Consider the following 14,987-nt stretch of genomic DNA (forward strand, 5'->3'; position numbering starts at 1 on the left):
TGCGTTCTCCAGTCACGACCTTCACCACGCATCGGTTAGGCCAGTCCTCGATCAATGGCACTGCACGACCAGACCCGCAAGACCGCATCCGGAGACAGCGGCAGAGCCGCGTCTGGAGAAAGCGGCGAGATCGCGTCCCGCCTGCTCGCCTGGTACGACGCGCATCACCGCGACTTGCCGTGGCGCGTTGCGCCGCGCGAACTGGCAAGCGGCACACGGCCCGATCCATACCGCGTCTGGCTTTCCGAAGTCATGCTGCAGCAGACCACGGTCGAAGCGGTAAAATCCTATTTCCGGGCCTTTGTCCAGAAATGGCCTGATGTTCAGGCGTTGGCTGCGGCACAGGCCGAAGATGTCATGAAAGCCTGGGCCGGGCTCGGCTATTATTCCCGCGCGCGCAATCTCAAGGCCTGCGCCGATCTCGTTGCACGGCAAGGCGGCAGGTTTCCGGACACGCAGACTGCCTTGAGAGAGCTGCCCGGCATCGGCGCCTACACGGCGGCGGCGATCGCGGCGATCGCCTTCGACCAGCCGGCCGCGGTCGTCGACGGCAATGTCGAGCGGGTCGTTTCCCGGCTGTTCTCGATTGCCACGCCGCTGAGCGAAGCCAAGGGAGACATACGCGCCTATGTCGAGCGCATGGTTCCAGCGACCAGACCGGGCGATTTCGCCCAGGCGATGATGGATTTGGGCGCGACGATCTGCACGCCGAGCCGGCCGCGTTGCATGCTGTGCCCGTTGCGAGAGGATTGCAGCGCCACTGTTTCAAGCGATCCCGAGCGCTTTCCTGTCCGCCTGCCGAAGGGCGAGAAACCGTTGCGGCGCGGGGCTGCCTTCGTTGCCGTACGTGACGATGGCGCCATTCTTTTGCGCAAACGTGCGGATAAAGGCCTGCTCGGCGGCATGACCGAAGTACCGACGACCGGCTGGACCGCGCGGATCGACGGCGCCACCACGGACGCGGCAGCGCCCTTCCCCGGCAACTGGCGGCCAGCCGGGCGGATTGGCCATGTCTTCACCCATTTTGCGCTCGAACTCGACGTCTTCAAAGCGATGACCGATGGCGCCGCCCCGGCGGGTCATTTCTGGTCGCTGGCCCACGAAATTTCCGGCGAAGCGCTGCCCACCGTCATGAAAAAGGTAATCGAAGCGGCGATACCGGGCGCGACGAAGAAGCAGCGCGCACATTGAATCGCCTACATCACCCCACATGAATTGCATTGAACGAGGACTAGAATGACCGAAATCCGCCACATCGTTTTCGATATCGGCAAAGTGCTGATCCACTACGATCCGAACTTGCCCTTCAGCCGATTGATCCCCGACGCCGACGAGCGGAAATGGTTCTTCGACAATGTCTGCACGCATGACTGGAACATCGAGCAGGACCGCGGCCGGACCTGGGAAGAGGCCGAGGCGCTGCTGATCGCCGAACACCCGGACCACGCCGAAAACATCCGTAACTTCCGCCGCCTCTGGCACGAGATGGTGCCGCACGCTTATGACGACAGCGTCCAGATCATGGAGAAGCTGATCGAGAGCGGCCACGACGTCACCATGCTGACCAATTTCGCCGCCGACACGCTGGCTGAAGCCCGGCAGCGTTTCGACTTTCTCAACCGTCCGCGCGGTGTGACCATTTCGGGCGAGATCGGCATGATCAAGCCGGATCGCGGCATTTACGACCATCATGTGACCGCGTTCGGCCTCGAGCCCGCGGCCACGCTGTTCATCGACGACAGCCCTAAAAATGTCGACGGTGCCAAGGCGGCCGGCTGGCAGTCGGTGCTGTTCACTGACGCAAAGACGCTCGAGGCGGACCTCAGAGGGCTGGGGGTCAGAGTGTGATTTGAATCACTTCGACAGGCCGATTGATAATCCGCTTTTACATGGCAGACACATACGATCCGTTCGTCAGGCCCCTGCCCGCTCCATGCCGAGGCGGGCGATACGGCGAAGCTCGTCGATCGGGGTCAGGCCGCCGCTGCGCTCATAATGCCAGAAGGTCCAGCCGTTGCAGGCATCCAGCCCCTGAACTTCCGCGCCGATCTTGTGGATCGATCCGGCGCTGTCGCCGACCGCCACCGTGCCGTCGGCGCGCACCCTGGCCGCCCAGCGCTTCTTAGCGTCATAGAGTGTGGCACCCGGCAGCATCAGCCCGGTGTCGATGAGGCTGACGAAAGCAACGCGCGGCTCGGCGCGCTTGCCGGTGAGCACGGTGAGATCAGCGCGATCCAGCGGCCGGACTGCATCGATGCGCTCGTTGGCGGCGTCGATATAGGCCTGCTCACGCTCGATGCCGACGAAATGGCGGCCGAGGCGCTTGGCCACGGCGCCGGTGGTGCCGGAGCCGAAGAAAGGATCGAGCACGATATCGCCAGGCTGCGTCGAAGCCATCATGATGCGGGCGAGCAGCGCCTCGGGCTTCTGCGTCGGATGCAGCTTGTCGCCATTTTCATTCTTCAGGCGCTCGCCGCCGGTGCAGATCGGAAACAGCCAGTCGGAGCGCATCTGGATGTCGTCATTCGACGCCTTCAGCGCTTCGTAGTTGAAGGTGTAGCCCTTGCCCTTCTGGTCACGCGAGGCCCAGATCATCGTCTCATGCGCGTTCTGAAAGCGGCGGCCACGGAAATTCGGCATCGGATTGGTCTTACGCCACACGACATCGTTGAGGATCCAGTACCCCAGATCCTGCATCTTGGCGCCGACCCTGAAAATGTTGTGGTAGGAGCCGATGACCCAGATGGTGCCGTTGGGTTTCAGCACGCGGCGCGCCGCCAGCAGCCAGGCGCGAGTGAAGGCGTCGTAGACCTCAAAACTCGCGAACTGGTCCCAGTCGTCGTCGACGGCATCGACCCTGGACTGGTCGGGACGATGCAGATCGCCGTCGAGCTGCAGATTGTAGGGCGGATCGGCAAAGATCACGTCGATGGATTTTTCGGGCAGCCGGTCGAGCGCGGCGACGCAATCGCCCTTCAGGATCGTATCCAGCCATTCGGATTGCTGCGGAGCATGGGAAAGCTCGTCGAGAAGACGCACGGCAGACATTGTGACACCCAAAGCACGCGTTACTGTTTACTCCCTGTTATGGTTACCGATCAGCGTAAATATTCGATGAAGGCCGAGGGTCCGGAGCCCAGGTAATTTGCGAAGACCGGTCTGTTGGTGTATGCCGCGCCGCCTGAACCTTCTCAGCCCCTCCCTCCCGCTTTCCGGATCGCTATGCCTCAGCCAGACCTTGTCATCTTCGATTGCGACGGAGTGCTCGTCGATTCCGAAATCATTGCCGCGCGCATCGAAGCCGAGCTTTTGACGTCGGCCGGTTACGAGATATCGGCCGAGGAGCTTTCTGAAACCTATGCCGGGCTGACCTTCAAAGACATCATGATGCGTGTCGAAGAGAAGTCTCGCATCCCGTTCCAGGCCTCGCTGATCGATCGTGCCGAAGAGCTGGTCGACCGCCGGCTGCGCGCCGACGTGCGCGCCGTCGACGGGGTGCACGAGGCAGTCGTCGCGGTGACAGCACCGCGCTGCATCTGCTCGAATTCGCGCACCGAGCGGATCGAATTCATGTTGGAGAAGGTGCGTCTGCTGCCGTTTTTCACTGGGCACATTTTTTCCTCGCTGGAAACGCCGAGCGGAAAATCCAAGCCGGCGCCCGACGTGTTTCTCTTTGCCGCGGAAAAACTCAAGGCCGACCCGGCGAACACCTTCGTCATCGAGGATTCCGTGCACGGTGTGACCGGCGCCAGGACAGCCGGCATGCGTGTGATCGGCTTCACCGGAGCGGCGCACAGCTATCCCGGACATGCCGACGCGCTGACCGAGGCCGGCGCCGAAACGGTCATCCGCCGCTGGGCGGAGCTGAAAAGCGTGATCGCCGCCCTGTCGGAATGGTCGGCGGATGCGTGAAGCAGGCGTCCAAATGGACGCGAAGTTCCAAAGCCGCGGCTATTCGGCCGCGGCAATCTTCTTGTCGGTCTTCTTCGGCGGGCCTTCGTCATAGCCGGCGAACGCCTGATAATCCTTCGCGGTCGGCTCGGGAACGACAACGTTCGAATCGGTGAAGACGAACTGGGTGGCACTCGAGGGATTGGTAACCTGGACCTGATGTTGGTGAAGCTGCGAGTAAAGGACCTCGGTGCCGTGCATCACAGCGATACGGATCGGCATGGTGATGGTGCCCGGGCTGAACATCGGTCCCGGAACGACCTTGCCGGCGACGGCGATCTTCATCGTCAGCGAGCCGTTGGCACGGTTGCAGTCGCGGGTCACATCGGTGATCGAAGCCTGATAGATGATCTTCGCGGAATCGTCCTGCTGGTCGCTGCTCACTTCAAGCGCAGCAGCTTCTGCATCCTCGGCGGCGGCTTGTTTCTTGGGCTTTTGACCGCCCTTGGCATAGGTGTTGAAGAAGGCGGTGCCGTCGCGCAGCGTCACTTTCGGACAATAGGCCAGCAATTGGCTGGCGAGAACCTTGGGGTCCGGCGGCGGTGGCGGCGTCGTGTCCTTCTTTCCGAAGCCCAGCATGCTACTGCCGCCTGATTGGCAGCCGGCGGCGGTAAGCATAAAGCCGGTGAGCGCTAGACCCGCGACAAAACGACCGTTAAATGTATGAAACGCCATGAACTGCACTTCCCTCTCGCAAAGCGGGTGACGTATATCAACCGCGCGGCAAAAATGCGACTGAGCAAGTACGGAAATTAACCACTTTGCCGCGGGCGGACCGCTCGGCAGCGATGGAACATGACGATGCAATATGTGAGTACCCGCGGGGAAGCGCCCGTGCTTGGATTTTCCGACGCGGTGCTGGCGGGCTTGGCGCGCGATGGCGGTCTTTATGTGCCTGATATCTGGCCGCAGTTTTCGGCGGCAGAGATCCGCGCCATGCGCGGCCTTGCCTATCCCGACCTCGCCATCCGCGTGCTGTCGCCGTTTGTCGGCGGCGAGATCGCGATGCAGGTGTTCGAACGCCTGGTGCGCGAAGCTTATGCGACGTTCCGTCACGAGGCGGTCTGCCCGCTGGTGCAGACCGGCTCGAACATGTTCGTTCTGGAACTCTTCCATGGCCCGACGCTTGCCTTCAAGGACGTAGCCATGCAGCTTCTCGCCCGGCTGATGGACCATGTTCTTGCCGAACGGGGCCAGCGCGCCACCATTGTCGGCGCCACGTCCGGCGATACCGGCGGGGCCGCCATCGATGCCTTCGCCGGGCGCAATCGCACCGACATCTTCGTCCTTTTCCCGCACGGCCGGGTCTCGCCGGTGCAGCAGCGGCAAATGACGACGTCCATCGCCGCAAATGTCCATGCACTGGCGGTCGAAGGCAATTTCGACGAATGCCAGGGGCTGGTGAAGGATATGTTCAACGATCACGGTTTTCGCGACCGGGTGTCGCTGTCCGGGGTCAATTCGATCAACTGGGCCCGCATCATGGTCCAGATCGTCTACTACTTCTCATCAGCGCTGTCGCTCGGCGCGCCCGACCGGCCGGTTTCGTTCACGGTGCCGACCGGCAATTTCGGCGATATCTTCGCCGGCTACGCCGCCAAGAAGATGGGGCTGCCGATCGAGCGGCTGATCATCGCAACCAACGACAACGACATTCTGGCGCGCACGCTGTCGAGCGGCGAATATCGCACGAAAGGCGTCTTTTCGACCACGTCGCCGTCTATGGACATCCAGGTTTCTTCGAATTTCGAGCGCTTGCTGTTCGAGGCGGCCGGCCGCGACGCCTCGACCGTGCGGCGCTACATGAGCGGCCTCAAGCAGTCCGGCGCCTTCACCATCGAAGCGGGCGAGATCGCCAGGATTCGCTCCGAATTCGACGCCGGCCGCTCGACCATGGACGAAGTTGCCGCCGCGATCCGCTCGACGCTCGCAGCCAGCAACTATCTGCTCGACCCGCACACGGCAGCGGCCATGCACGTTGCGGTTGCAAAGGCCACCAATGCCGTGCCGATGGTGGTGCTGGGCACCGCCCATCCGGCAAAGTTCCCGGCCGCCGTCGAAGCCGCCAGCGGCATGTCGCCTGCCCTGCCCGCATGGCTAGGCGGGTTGATGACATCAGCGGAAAAATACACGGTACTTCCATCCGACCTGAAAATGGTGGAAGATTATGTTAGCCGCCACACGCGGGCGGCAAGTTAGGGAGTATCAGCTATATGGGTGTTGAGGTAAGCCGTCTGTCGAACGGCCTGACAGTCGCCACCGAAACCCTTCCAAGCCTCGAATCCGTCGCTCTTGGTGCCTGGCTCAAATCAGGCGCCCGCAACGAGCGTAGCGAAGAGCACGGAATGGCCCACTTGCTTGAACATATGGCGTTCAAGGGAACCAGAAGGCGAAGCGCCTTCGAGATCGCCTCGGAAATCGAGGATGTCGGCGGCGAGATCAATGCCGCTACCAGTGTCGAGACCACCTCCTATTATGCCAGGGTGCTGAGCGACGACGTGCCCCTGGCCGTCGATATCCTCTCCGACATCTTGCAGGAATCCGAGTTCGACCCGCAGGAGCTGGAGCGCGAACAGCATGTGATCCTGCAGGAGATCGGCGCCGCTCACGATACGCCCGACGACATCGTCTTCGACCGCTTCACCGAGACGGCTTTCCGCCACCAGACGATCGGCCGCTCAATCCTCGGCACGCCGGAAACCGTCAAATCCTTCACCTCGAAGCAATTGCACAAATTCATCGAACGGCAATATGGCGCCGAGCGCATGGTGGTCGTCGCCGCCGGCGACATCAAGCACGACAATTTCGTGCGCGAGGTCGAGAAGCACCTTGGCGGTTTCCGCAGCAAGTCCGACAACACGATGCCGCAATTTGCGCAATATGTCGGCGGCGATTTCCGCGAGGACCGCGACCTGATGGACGCGCAGATCGTGCTGGGGTTCGAGGGCCGCGCCTATCATGTACGCGACTTCTACGCCTCGCAGGTCCTGTCGATGATCCTTGGCGGCGGCATGTCGTCGCGTCTTTTCCAGGAGGTCCGCGAAAAGCGCGGGCTGTGCTATTCGGTCTATGCCTTCCACTGGGGTTTTTCCGATACCGGCATATTCGGCGTCCATGCCGCGACCGGGCAGAGCGACATCGCCGAGCTGGTGCCGGTGGTCATCGACGAGTTGCAGAAGGTCGGCGAGAACATCCTGCAGGAGGAACTCGACCGGGCACGTGCCCAATACCGTGCAGGCCTGATCATGTCCGCCGAAAGCCCGGCCAGCCGCGCCTCGCAGATCGCCCGGCAAATGCTGCTGTTCGGCCGGCCGATCGCCAAGGAAGAGCTGATGGAACGGCTGTCGGCGCTGACGGTCGAGCGCCTGACGGACCTGTCGTCACGGCTGTTTTCGACCAAGCCGACGCTGACTGCCGTCGGACCGGTGGGTACGCTCGCTCCCTATGAGGCGGTCCTCGAATCGCTTTCGGGCACGCAGACCACGGCCCGAAAGCTCGCCGGCTAAAGTCCATCAAAGCGTCATGTTCGCGCTCCCTTTCTTTCGCCGTGACCTGCCGGCACTGAAGGGTGACCGGGTCACGCTGCGCGTGCCGCTGACCAACGACTACCGCGAATGGTCGGTGCTGCGCGGGGAAAGCCGCGCCTTCCTGGAGCCGTGGGAGCCGCGGTGGAACCCCGACGAGCTCGACCGCACGGCCTGGCGGCATCGCCTCAGCCGCTATCGCGAAGACTATGCGCAGGGAACGGCCATAGCCTTCTTCATCTTCGAGAAAGGCAGCGGCAAGCTTGTCGGAGGAATCACCCTCGGCAACATCCGCCACGGCGTCGCGCAAAGCGGCCATATCGGCTACTGGATCGGCGAACGCTACAGCGGCCGTGGTCTGATGACCGACGCGGTCAAGGTCGTGACGCGCTTCGCCTTCGATGCGCTGAGGTTGCACCGGATCGAAGCTGCCTGTATTCCCGACAATGCCCGGTCGATCCGCGTGCTTGAAAAAGCCGGATTCCGGCGTGAAGGACTTCTGCGATCCTATCTCAGGATCAATGGCATCTGGCAGGACCACTACCTCTACGCCCGGATCGAAGACGATCCGCCGGGCGCGGGAACGAAGGACTGATTTTGACGAATTTCCTGCGAATCGGGTCGTTGTTCGCCTTTGTGCTGACGGCAATCGTCGTGCTCTGCACGGCGTCCTCGGCCTTCGCCGTCGAGCCGATCAAGATCGCCCGCGACGACGTGGCGCTCGACCTTTCGGGCGCCGTCGAAATCTACCGCAACCAAGGCGAGAACTTTCAGGTGTCGACCGCTCCAGGCCCGGACGGCATCGTGCGGCGCATCGAGGTCGAGGCCAATGATGCGCGCTCGACCGGCGACTGGGCGGTGTTCGCGCTTGCCAACACCACCGATCAGCAGCTCGACAGGCTGATTGTCGCACCGCATTTCCGGCTGGTGAATTCCGGCATCTTCTGGCCGGATCTCGGCTCGACCCGCATTGCCGCGATCACGCCCAGCGAGGGCTTCGCGCTTGACCGCCAGAGCAGCCCCGACGCCGATGTGTTCCGGGTGACGCTGAACCCCGGAACGGTGATCACCTTTATTGCCGAACTTGCCTCGCCCAAACTGCCGCAGGTATATCTATGGGATCCGGAATCCTACAAGGACTCGGTCAATTCCTACACGCTGTTTCGCGGCATCGTCATCGGCATCGCCGGCCTTCTGGCGCTGTTCCTGACCATCCTTTTCGTGGTCAAGGGGACCTCGATGTTCCCGGCAACCGCAGCACTCGCCTGGGCGGTGCTCGCCTATATCTGCATCGATTTCGGCTTTCTCAACAAGGTCCTGGAAATATCGCCCGGCAACGAGCAGATGTGGCGAGCCGGAACGGAGGTGGCGCTTGCGGCGACCTTCGTGGTGTTCCTGTTCGCCTATCTCAACCTCAACCGATGGCACGGCCATTTCAGTTACGGCGCGCTGGTCTGGATTCTGGGGCTGCTGCTGATCGCTGGCGTTGCGATCGTCGATCCGGCGGTCGCCGCCGGCATCGCCAGGCTGTCCTTCGCCGCCACCGCGCTGACCGGCCTCAGCCTGATCATCTTCCTCGGCATACGCGGCTACGACCGTGCCATCATGCTGGTGCCCAGTTGGGTCATGGTCCTGTTGTGGCTATGCGGGTCGTGGATGGCGATCACCGGCATGCTCGACAACGACATCGCCCAGCCGGCACTGGGCGGCGGGCTGATCCTCATCATCCTGCTGATCGGCTTCACCGTCATGCAGCACGCCTTTGCCGGCGGCGCACTGCATCAGGGCCTGTTCTCCGATCTCGAACGGCAGGCGCTGGCCGTCGCCGGATCGGGCGACACGGTGTGGGACTGGGACGTGATGCGCGACCGCGTCGTCACCAGGCCGGATGTCAGCATCCAGCTTGGACTTGCGCCCGACAGCCTGGGCGGAGCTGCTCGCAACTGGCTGCCGGTACTTCATGCCGACGACCGCGACACGTTCCGTACCACGCTCGACGTGGTGCTCGAACACCGGCGCGGCCGGGTGTCGCAGAATTTCCGCCTGCGCGGCGCCGACGGGCACTATCACTGGTTTTCGCTGCGCGCACGGCCGGTGATCGGATCGGACGGCGAGGTCATCCGCTGCGTCGGCACCATGGTCGACGTGACGGAGCAGAAAAAGTCCGAGGAGAGGCTGCTGCACGATGCCGTGCATGACAATCTGACTGGCCTGCCGAACCGGGAATTGCTGATGAATCGGCTGGAGGCGATCATTTCGATCGCGCGCACGGAAGAGAAAGTGCGTCCGACCGTCTTCGTGATCGACATCGACCGGTTCAAGCAGGTCAATGACGGGCTCGGCATCTCGGCCGGCGATACCATCCTGCTGACCGTTGCGCGCCGGCTGCACCGGTTGCTCAAGCCGAAGGATTCGCTGTCGCGTTTTGCCGGCGACCAGTTCGCGCTGATGCTGCTTTCCGAACAGGACCCGGCCCGCATCGCAGCCGTTGCCGACGCCATCAAGCATGCGATCAACAATCCGATCACTTTTGCCAAGCGTGAGATCGTGCTGACCGCCTCGATCGGGCTGGTCACCTGGACCTCGGCGCAGAGTTCGGCCGAGGACATGGTCAAGGACGCCGAGCTTGCCATGCACCAAGCCAAACGTTTTGGCGGCGACAGGATCGAGCCGTTCCGCCCCGCCTTCCGGACCGTCGGCACCGACCGACTGCAGTTCGAGTCCGACCTGCGCCGCGCCATTGAACGGCGCGAATTCACACTCGCCTACCAGCCCATCGTGCGGCTGGAAGATGGCAGTGTTGCCGGTTTCGAGGCGCTTTTGCGCTGGGACCATCCGCGCCGCGGCATGATCCCGCCGGGCGATTTCATCCCGGTCGCCGAGAGCTGCGGCCTGATCGTGCAGCTTGGCCTGTTCGCTATGCAACAGGCCGCCGAAGATCTGGCGGGATGGCAAAAGCAGATCGGCGACGCGCCGCTGTCGGTTTCGGTCAATCTGTCCAGCCGTCAGCTCATCCGCCGCGATCTGGTCAGCGACGTCCGCTCGGTGATCGCGCGGGCCAACCTGAAGCCGCGCTGCTTCCGACTCGAACTCACCGAATCGCTGGTGATGGACAATCCCGAGCAGACAGCCCATGTGCTGAACAAGCTGAAGAAGCTTGGCATCGGCCTGTCGCTGGACGATTTCGGCACCGGCTATTCCTCGCTGGCCTATCTGACGCGCTTTCCCTTCGACACGATCAAAATCGACAAGAGCTTTGTCGACGACGCGACACCGAAGCGCGCGGTGCTGCTCAAATCCATGGTCAACATGGCGCATGAACTCGGCCTTTCGGTCGTGGCCGAGGGCATTTCGGATGAAAGCGATGCGCTCGAACTGCGCCAGATGGGCTGCGAATATGTGCAGAGCTTCATGTTCGGCGCGCCGATGCCCGGCGATCAGGTGCTGAAGACGCTGAAGGAACAGTATCCGCTGGCTCAGGCTTGATTTTGTGCATGTCGGTTGTCCCAAGACCGCTGCGCACCTTTGGGCGACGTGCCGGGGGGTCCGCTTCCCGGCGCTCGGAGGTCGCAAGTAACCGTCCTGGTCACTCAGTATTGAAAATTTTAGTCTCCTACCCGTGGCGCGGCCCCACCAATGTTGGCAAGCCTGAATCAACGGCGGCGATAGAGATAGCTCTCGGAAAGGCCGAGGCGACGGCACGATTGAACGGCCGGGGATGAAGGAAGCACGATGCTCTCGCAGATTGCCGCCGTAGTCTTCACAAAAGCACGCTCCCACGGCGTCAGGGTCCAGCGGTCGCCTAGTGCCAAGCGCTTGCGCACCCAGCGCGGTAGGATCTCGACGGCCGCCTTCAGAAATGGCCGCTGAAGCGGTTGAGCCACTCCCGGCAAGGCGGGAACGTCTTCCATGATCTCCAGGAATTCCAAGACGATCGGCGACGCGACGAGTCTTTGCCTCATCGCGTCGAACAGCGCGTAAAGCTCGGCCTGTGACGTGGGCGAGCCGGCCGCACCATAGAGAAGTGCGACGGGGCGAGCCTCAGCAAACATCGCGTCCCGTTCGAAAAAATGCAGACGATGCACATAGACGTGATACGCCTCCATGAAACCAAACCCGGCCGTAGCTTGCACCCAGTCCAGCAACTCCGGGTCGGTGGCGTGGTATGGCTCACCTTCGCTGGTTCGACCTGAAACGCGCCCATGCATCCTGACCACACCTTCAATCATGGCCTTGGCCTTGGTTCGAGGGCCGTAGACCGTAACCAAGGCAGCGAGGCCCGTACGCTGTAATCGTCGGAGCGCGTGCGAGCGGAATGTGCTGTGCTGCCAAATGGCGTCGCGAACCCGCGGCTCCGCCAATTCGAGCAGCACCGCAGTAACCCCGCCGATGAAGAGCGCAACAGGGTTCTTGAAAATACGCCAGGACATCGAGGTGGGCGGTAACAGGGCCGGCTCGCCTTCCGGGGTCGAGAAGTCCATCTGAGATCCGAGCCGCTGGCGCATGAACGACTGCGCAAGAGTATCCACACGACGCTCAAGTGGGTGAGGCAGAGGGATGATGCCCGAATTGCCAAACATGGTACGCCTCCGACTCCTGGGAACAACAAGTGTCGAACCAGTGGCTAGCGGATGCAGTATGCACGAACGTCTTGGTCTTTCCGTCGTTCCAAACGATCAGCCTGGCGCGCTGCGCATGATCCGCAAGAACACCGGGCCCGGATGGTCATCACGAGCCCGGTCGTGCTGGCCTTATGGCGTAAGATCGAGCGCCGGCACGATTCTGTGGTAGGGCAGGCCTGCATCGTCGTTTAGACGCTTCACGTCGGCATCGGAGACAGCATCAAACAGGCACATGCAGCGCCCGTCCTCCGGTGCGAAGGTCGAGCGCAGATAGCTGATGTCGGTGCCCTTGGACGTCATCTCGGCGGCCTGGCTGATCGCCGCCTTCTGCGCATCTCCCAGAGCTTCCATGCTGATGCCCTTGAGGTCGCGTTCCACCATGTAGACAGTCATTCCAAATCTCCTCCTGCGAACTGTGACCACAGGAGTTGAATGCAGCGGCGGGCGAAAGAGAACGACATTTTTTCTATCGATCGATAGCCGACAGTTATCGATGAAAGGGCTACAATGTCGTTTCGTGGAACCGCCTCGGGAGGGCTCGCCATGGAGATGTTTCAGGTCCGCTACGTGCTTGCTGCCGCGAAGATGCTGAATTTCACCAAGGCAGCCACCGATTGCAATGTGTCTCAGCCGGCGCTCACCAAAGCGGTCAAGACGCTCGAGGATGAGCTTGGCGCGCCCTTGTTCCACCGCGAGGGAAAGCGCGTCCTCCTGAGTGAGTTCGGGCGCTCCATTCTGCCGCATCTTCAGCAGATCATGCAGGAGGCCCACGCAACCAGGACGCTTGCCGACAATTTCAGGCTGCTCAACCAGGTGCCGATCCGCCTTGGCGTCATGTCGACCATCGGCCATGTGAAGCTCGCCCGGTTCCTGGCAAAGTTCCAGCGCGACTATCATGGCGTCGAGCTTGAAGTCAGCGAGGCGAGCGTTCAGGAACTGAAAAACAGGCTTGAGCAAGGCGATCTCGATCTGGCCGTCCTCAATCCGCTGGAGGGGCTGGGAGCGGCTTTCCGCGTCCATGATCTCTACAGTGAGCGCTACGTCGTCGTATTCGCGCCGGATCACCGGCTTGCGGGCCTCAATGCAATCAAGTTGGTCGATCTCTCTCAAGAACCCTATGTCGACCGTCTGTCCTGCGAAATGCGGGACCTGGTGATGGGTGTGTGCCGGGAAAGAAACGTCAGCCTTTATGCCCGCTTTCGTTCCGAGCGCGAGGATTGGATCCAATCAATGGTGCTGGCGCGGATCGGCTTCGCCTTCATGCCTGAATATTCGGTGACATCGCCTGAACTTCTGCAGCGTCCGCTGATCGAACCCGCGGTGGCACGCACCGTGTCCCTGGCTAGCGTTCCGGGCCGGCCCTATAGCCCGGCGACGGCGGCAATGGTCCGAGCTGCCCAGAGCTTCGATTGGCCAGGCTAGGCGTTTGTTGCTGAAGCTGATTTTAGATGCGTTCTGCCGCCCTGGTGGTCCTCGGACCGGTACCGCAAAGTCGGTGAGATGGACATGGCTATGCTCACGGTGGAAGAGATGCCCTCCAAGCTCGGCCTCGAGCTTCTGTATAGCGCGGGTCAGCGCCGGCTGGGTCACGCAGCAGCGACGCTGCCCGGAAGTAGCGGATTTCGTGTATCCCCATGGATCGCCCTTTCCCGATGACAGCCTTGCATCGGCGCGATGAAATATTGGCATTCTTTTTCTCCGAAACGACTGCAACTTTCTTGCTTCGTTGGAATTGCGCTCGCCGAAGGAGCGGGAGAAGGCTCACAATGGCCGGATGGAAATTTGAGGGAGGACAATCATGACCTTGCCCAGTTACGCAATGAACCAGGCAAGTTTCCCGCAGATGTACGAGCGGTGGCTGGTCGGCCCTCTCTTCCGTCCATGGGCCGAGATGGCTCTTGACGAGCTGGAATTGTCTTCGGGCGATCGCCTACTCGATATCGCCTGTGGAACAGGAATAGTGGCGCGCGTTGCAAGAGAGCGGCTCGGTGAAGCCGGATATATCGTCGGCGTCGACATCAGCCCGGACATGCTTGCCGTGGCGCGGGCTGTAGAATCAGCCATTGACTGGCGCCAGGGCAATGCCGGCGAGCTACCTCTGCGTAACGGTGAGACGTTCGACGTGGTCGTCTGCCAGCAAGGGCTGCAGTTCTTTCCTGACAGACCCGCGGCGGTGGCGCAGATGCGTCGCGCGCTGGCGAAGGGTGGCAGGCTGGCGATCGCCATGTGGCGCCCGGACGACGAAATCCCGTTCTTTCGCGAACTGCGCCGCGTCGCGGAGCGCCATCTGGGCGCCATCGCCGATCAACGGTACAGCTTCGGGGAAGCGGCTCCACTTGAGGCGCTGCTGCGAGACGCCGGCTTCCACGAGGTCCGATCGAAGATTATTTCGCGCACCATCCACTTCGGGGAAGGCGCACCTTTCCTGCATTTGAATACGATGGCACTGGTCGGAATGAGCTCTTTAGCCAAGGAAATGGGCGATCAGGAACGCAAGCGCGTCGTGGAGGAGATCGTGATCGAGAGTGCGCCCGTGCTGCAACCGTATGGCAATGGATCGGGATTAGCCTTCGAGCTCAGCGCCAATCTGGCGACGGCCAAAGGCAAAAAAGATCTCCCTTCACAAGCAACGCATCGCCTACGCAACGCTCGATAAAATCATCTTATTGTACATTACGAACTGTCCTCGCCGCATTGCGGCCATTGTACCGCCACGATCCATGACTAGCTAGAGCAAGCACTGACCGTTCTTCTTGTCTTTTTCGACGTTGACGGCTCAACGTTGGAAATAGATCTGCCCCAAAGTATCTGGGCGGCTAGACAAGGAACGGAGGGGGACCTGGCGTCACTCCAAAGAACACGTGAATTCTTTGCTTGCGCAGACGTCATC

13 protein-coding genes and 1 pseudogene are annotated in these 14,987 nt (G+C 61.7%); 9 read left to right on the plus strand and 5 right to left on the minus strand.

Annotated features, from left to right (window positions below; all coding sequences use genetic code 11):
* Positions 1-54: 54 nt before the first annotated feature.
* Positions 55-1,191 carry an A/G-specific adenine glycosylase gene (gene mutY, locus A9K68_RS25365; RefSeq protein WP_065006240.1) on the plus strand — a complete coding sequence of 379 codons (1,137 nt, stop codon included), beginning with the start codon at positions 55-57 and terminating at the stop codon, positions 1,189-1,191.
* A gap of 45 nt (positions 1,192-1,236) precedes the next feature.
* The gene (locus tag A9K68_RS25370; RefSeq protein WP_029355668.1) at positions 1,237-1,848 is read left to right on the plus strand and encodes an HAD family phosphatase; all 612 of its coding nucleotides are present in this window, start codon (positions 1,237-1,239) and stop codon (positions 1,846-1,848) included.
* 66 nt (positions 1,849-1,914) lie between these two features.
* Here A9K68_RS25370 and A9K68_RS25375 read toward each other — a convergent pair whose 3' ends face one another.
* Entirely contained in the window at positions 1,915-3,048 is a 1,134-nt protein-coding gene (locus tag A9K68_RS25375; protein ID WP_065006239.1) for a site-specific DNA-methyltransferase, read from the minus strand.
* A gap of 174 nt (positions 3,049-3,222) precedes the next feature.
* On the opposite strand from A9K68_RS25375, the gene A9K68_RS25380 reads away from it, so the two are divergent.
* Positions 3,223-3,912, plus strand: a complete 690-nt coding sequence (locus A9K68_RS25380; protein WP_065006238.1) for an HAD family phosphatase — start codon at positions 3,223-3,225, stop codon at positions 3,910-3,912.
* A 39-nt stretch (positions 3,913-3,951) separates the two neighbouring features.
* On the opposite strand, the gene A9K68_RS25385 is transcribed toward A9K68_RS25380, so the two are convergent.
* Positions 3,952-4,626 carry a hypothetical protein gene (locus A9K68_RS25385; RefSeq protein ID WP_065006237.1) on the minus strand — a complete coding sequence of 225 codons (675 nt, stop codon included), beginning with the start codon at positions 4,624-4,626 and terminating at the stop codon, positions 3,952-3,954.
* A 126-nt stretch (positions 4,627-4,752) separates the two neighbouring features.
* On the opposite strand from A9K68_RS25385, the gene thrC reads away from it, so the two are divergent.
* From thrC to A9K68_RS25405, 4 genes are read left to right on the plus strand one after another with little or no spacing between them, the layout of a single operon-like run.
* A complete protein-coding gene (gene thrC / locus A9K68_RS25390; RefSeq protein WP_065006310.1) occupies positions 4,753-6,150 on the plus strand; it encodes a threonine synthase in 1,398 nt (465 codons plus the stop codon).
* A 14-nt stretch (positions 6,151-6,164) separates the two neighbouring features.
* The gene (locus tag A9K68_RS25395) at positions 6,165-7,457 is read left to right on the plus strand and encodes a pitrilysin family protein (RefSeq protein ID WP_029355661.1); all 1,293 of its coding nucleotides are present in this window, start codon (positions 6,165-6,167) and stop codon (positions 7,455-7,457) included.
* Between the two features lie 16 nt (positions 7,458-7,473).
* A complete protein-coding gene (locus tag A9K68_RS25400; protein ID WP_065006236.1) occupies positions 7,474-8,070 on the plus strand; it encodes a GNAT family protein in 597 nt (198 codons plus the stop codon).
* 2 nt (positions 8,071-8,072) lie between these two features.
* Positions 8,073-10,961 (plus strand): EAL domain-containing protein, encoded by a 2,889-nt coding sequence (locus A9K68_RS25405; protein ID WP_065006235.1) that lies wholly within the window; start codon positions 8,073-8,075, stop codon positions 10,959-10,961.
* A 167-nt stretch (positions 10,962-11,128) separates the two neighbouring features.
* Here A9K68_RS25405 and A9K68_RS25410 read toward each other — a convergent pair whose 3' ends face one another.
* A complete protein-coding gene (locus A9K68_RS25410) occupies positions 11,129-12,055 on the minus strand; it encodes an oxygenase MpaB family protein (protein WP_082982125.1) in 927 nt (308 codons plus the stop codon).
* 171 nt (positions 12,056-12,226) lie between these two features.
* Positions 12,227-12,490 carry a DUF4242 domain-containing protein gene (locus A9K68_RS25415; protein WP_029355654.1) on the minus strand — a complete coding sequence of 88 codons (264 nt, stop codon included), beginning with the start codon at positions 12,488-12,490 and terminating at the stop codon, positions 12,227-12,229.
* Positions 12,491-12,640: 150 nt separating this feature from the next.
* On the opposite strand from A9K68_RS25415, the gene A9K68_RS25420 reads away from it, so the two are divergent.
* Positions 12,641-13,519, plus strand: a complete 879-nt coding sequence (locus A9K68_RS25420) for a LysR family transcriptional regulator (protein WP_065006234.1) — start codon at positions 12,641-12,643, stop codon at positions 13,517-13,519.
* A 69-nt stretch (positions 13,520-13,588) separates the two neighbouring features.
* Here A9K68_RS25420 and A9K68_RS25425 read toward each other — a convergent pair.
* A pseudogene (locus A9K68_RS25425) lies at positions 13,589-13,733 on the minus strand (LysR family transcriptional regulator); the annotation flags it as partial.
* A gap of 162 nt (positions 13,734-13,895) precedes the next feature.
* Here A9K68_RS25425 and A9K68_RS25430 point away from each other — a divergent pair.
* Positions 13,896-14,753 (plus strand): methyltransferase domain-containing protein, encoded by an 858-nt coding sequence (locus A9K68_RS25430; RefSeq protein ID WP_082982123.1) that lies wholly within the window; start codon positions 13,896-13,898, stop codon positions 14,751-14,753.
* The last annotated feature ends 234 nt before the right edge of the window (positions 14,754-14,987 follow it).

The organism is Mesorhizobium sp. AA22 (assembly GCF_001672375.2).
GTDB lineage: Bacteria > Pseudomonadota > Alphaproteobacteria > Rhizobiales > Rhizobiaceae > Mesorhizobium > Mesorhizobium wenxiniae.

Excerpts from the sequence above, each read along its gene's own strand:
- A9K68_RS25380 (WP_065006238.1), top strand. The coding sequence starts at position 3,223 with ATGCCTCAGCCAGACCTTGTCATCTTCGATTGCGACGGAGTGCTCGTC.
- A9K68_RS25415 (WP_029355654.1), bottom strand. The coding sequence starts at position 12,490 with ATGACTGTCTACATGGTGGAACGCGACCTCAAGGGCATCAGCATGGAA.
- A9K68_RS25385 (WP_065006237.1), bottom strand. The coding sequence starts at position 4,626 with ATGGCGTTTCATACATTTAACGGTCGTTTTGTCGCGGGTCTAGCGCTC.
- A9K68_RS25375 (WP_065006239.1), bottom strand. The coding sequence starts at position 3,048 with ATGTCTGCCGTGCGTCTTCTCGACGAGCTTTCCCATGCTCCGCAGCAA.
- thrC (WP_065006310.1), top strand. The coding sequence starts at position 4,753 with ATGCAATATGTGAGTACCCGCGGGGAAGCGCCCGTGCTTGGATTTTCC.
- mutY (WP_065006240.1), top strand. The coding sequence starts at position 55 with ATGGCACTGCACGACCAGACCCGCAAGACCGCATCCGGAGACAGCGGC.
- A9K68_RS25400 (WP_065006236.1), top strand. The coding sequence starts at position 7,474 with ATGTTCGCGCTCCCTTTCTTTCGCCGTGACCTGCCGGCACTGAAGGGT.
- A9K68_RS25420 (WP_065006234.1), top strand. The coding sequence starts at position 12,641 with ATGGAGATGTTTCAGGTCCGCTACGTGCTTGCTGCCGCGAAGATGCTG.
- A9K68_RS25370 (WP_029355668.1), top strand. The coding sequence starts at position 1,237 with ATGACCGAAATCCGCCACATCGTTTTCGATATCGGCAAAGTGCTGATC.
- A9K68_RS25430 (WP_082982123.1), top strand. The coding sequence starts at position 13,896 with ATGACCTTGCCCAGTTACGCAATGAACCAGGCAAGTTTCCCGCAGATG.
- A9K68_RS25410 (WP_082982125.1), bottom strand. The coding sequence starts at position 12,055 with ATGTTTGGCAATTCGGGCATCATCCCTCTGCCTCACCCACTTGAGCGT.
- A9K68_RS25395 (WP_029355661.1), top strand. The coding sequence starts at position 6,165 with ATGGGTGTTGAGGTAAGCCGTCTGTCGAACGGCCTGACAGTCGCCACC.